Below are 2408 nucleotides of genomic sequence, written 5' to 3' on the forward strand. Positions count from 1 at the left end.
CCGACGATCCCCGATGTGGTGATCACGTCGTCGCCGACCTCGAGCGCTGACTGGAGCGCCGTGGCTTCCTTGCGACGCTTGCTATTCGGCCGGATGATCAGGAAGTACATCCCGACGAGCATCAGCGGCAGCAACAGGAACGAGAAGATGCTGCCCCCTCCGCCCGAATCGTCAGCTGCGATGAAAGAGAACAAATTGGTCATGGCGGCAGTGGATGCTATCCCCAGACCTCGAGCACATCGCGGCGCATCGCGTCGAAGGTCCCCGTCATGATCGCTGCACGCATCTTCTCCATCAGGTCGATCGTCCACGCGATGTTGTGGATCGACAGCAATCGCGATGCGGTCGGTTCGCCGACCTGGAGCAGGTGACGGATGTAGCCCCGGCTGTGGCGAGCGCAGACATCACAGGGGCAATCGGGATCGAGGGGTTCGTCGAGTTCGGCGTTGCGCGCGGCCTTCGCCTGGAACCGTCCCGTCGACGTGAACGCCGTGCCGTGGCGGCCGAGCCTGGTCTGCATCACACAGTCGAACTGATCGACGCCGAGGCCGACTGCTTCCACGAGTGATGCCGGGTCGCCGACACCCATGAGGTAGCGCGGCCGGTCGGCCGGGAGGTGCGCGATCGCGGAAGCCAGCGCCGGCAACATCTCCTCACGGGTCTCGCCGACCGACAGACCGCCGATGCCGTACCCGTCGAACCCGATCTCGACGGTGCGCTGGGCGCTCTCGGCGCGCATCGCTTCCGACACGCCACCCTGGACGATGCCGAACAGCGCCTGATCGCCACGCGTGTGCGCCCGCTTGGCGCGACCCGCCCACGCGGTCGTGCGCTCGAGTGCTTGGCGGACCACGTCGGGTGGGCTGGGGAGCGGCGGACACTGGTCGAGCACCATCTGGATGTCGGCGCCCAACTCCTGTTGGACCCGTACCGCGTCTTCCGGGGTGAACCGGACCGTCGAGCCGTCGTACGTGCTCTTGAAGGCCACGCCGTCATCGTCGACCTTCGGATCGAGCGAGAACACCTGGAAACCGCCGGAGTCGGTCAGGGTGAGCCCGTCCCAGCCGGCGAAGCGGCCGAGCCCACCGAACTTCTGGATCAGTTCCGAACCGGGCCGCAGCATCAGGTGGTATGTGTTGCCGAGCACGATCTGGGCACCCACACGTTCGTAGTCCGATGCGCTCAGGTACTTGATCGCTCCGCGGGTCCCGACCGGCATGAACAGCGGCGTCGTGTACGCACCGTGCGCCGTCGTCGCCGTCCCGGCGCGAGCCCCGGCGTCCTGGGCCTCGACGTTGAATTCGACCGCATGCACCGCAGCGACGGTACCGGTGCGCTCGAAATGATCAACGTCAGTCGACTTGGCCCTGTCTCTCCGGGTGGGTTCGACCGAAAAACGCAACCTGGCTTGCGATTCAGTTCCCGAACGCAAGCCACGTTGCGAAAACCCGATCGGAGACCTCAGAACTCCCGATCCGGTCCGCCCCTCGTCCGGTCCGACGCTGGCGTCAATCGGACCGTGCGTGGCGGTCGAGGAGCATCGCGTCGCCGAAGCTCAGGAAGCGGTAGTCGTCGGCGAGGGCGATGTCGTACAGCGTCCGCCAGCGATCCCCCACGAAGGCATCGATCATCATGAGGAGCGTGGTCTTGGGGAGGTGGAAGTTGGTCAACAACAGGTCGACGACCTGCCAGTCGAAGCCGCGGTGGATGAACAGGTCGGTGCGGCCCTCCAGCGACCCCCGAGCGGCCGCCGACTCCAGTGCCCGCACCGCGGTCGTCCCGACCGCGACGACTCGTCCGCCCGCCGCGTGCGTGTCGTGGCACGCCTGCATCGTCGCGTCGGGTACCCGGTACCGCTCGGTGTGCATCGGGTGATCGAGCGGATCCTCGGTACTGATCGGTTGGAACGTGTCGAGGCCGACGACCAACTCGACGGTCGCGCGGCCGACGCCGAGGTCGTCGAGGTGGGCGAACAGCTCCGCCGTGAAGTGCAGTCCCGCGGTCGGCGCCGCTGCCGAGCCCGGCTCGTTCGCGAAGACCGTCTGGTAGCGGTCGGGATCGTCGAGGCGTTCACCGATGTACGGCGGAAGCGGCATCTCACCGAAGAGATCGAGCGTGACGAGTGCATCGCCGTCACCCAGTAACTCGACGACGAACGTGTCGCCCGCAGCCGTCCGCTCCCCCATCGCGATGACGTCGACGCCGTCGACGGACAGGACCTCGCCGGGTCGGACCTTGCCGCCGGGGCGAACGAGCGCCTCCCATCTGCGGCGATCGGGATCGAGCGACTCCAACAGCAGGACCTCGGCGGCACCGCCTGTCGGGCGGCGCAACCGGTGCCGCGCCGGGATCACGCGGGTCTCGTTGAGGACGAGCAGGTCGCCGGGCTGCAGGAGCCGATCGAGGTC

3 protein-coding genes are annotated in these 2408 nt (G+C 67.2%); all 3 read right to left on the bottom strand.

Going from position 1 to position 2408, the window contains the following annotated elements; all coding sequences use genetic code 11:
- The coding region (yajC, locus tag WBV89_RS18495) for a preprotein translocase subunit YajC (RefSeq protein WP_423982804.1) at positions 1–203 on the bottom strand (203 nt) is incomplete at its 3' end.
- A gap of 14 nt (positions 204–217) precedes the next feature.
- A complete protein-coding gene (gene tgt, locus WBV89_RS18500; RefSeq protein ID WP_423982805.1) occupies positions 218–1315 on the bottom strand; it encodes a tRNA guanosine(34) transglycosylase Tgt in 1098 nt (365 codons plus the stop codon).
- 193 nt (positions 1316–1508) lie between these two features.
- Positions 1509–2408, bottom strand: a 900-nt coding sequence (gene queA / locus WBV89_RS18505; protein ID WP_423982806.1) for a tRNA preQ1(34) S-adenosylmethionine ribosyltransferase-isomerase QueA, incomplete at its 5' end; no start/stop codon positions are given.

Source organism: Ilumatobacter sp. (assembly GCF_049588435.1).
In the GTDB taxonomy this organism is placed as follows: domain Bacteria; phylum Actinomycetota; class Acidimicrobiia; order Acidimicrobiales; family Ilumatobacteraceae; genus Ilumatobacter_A.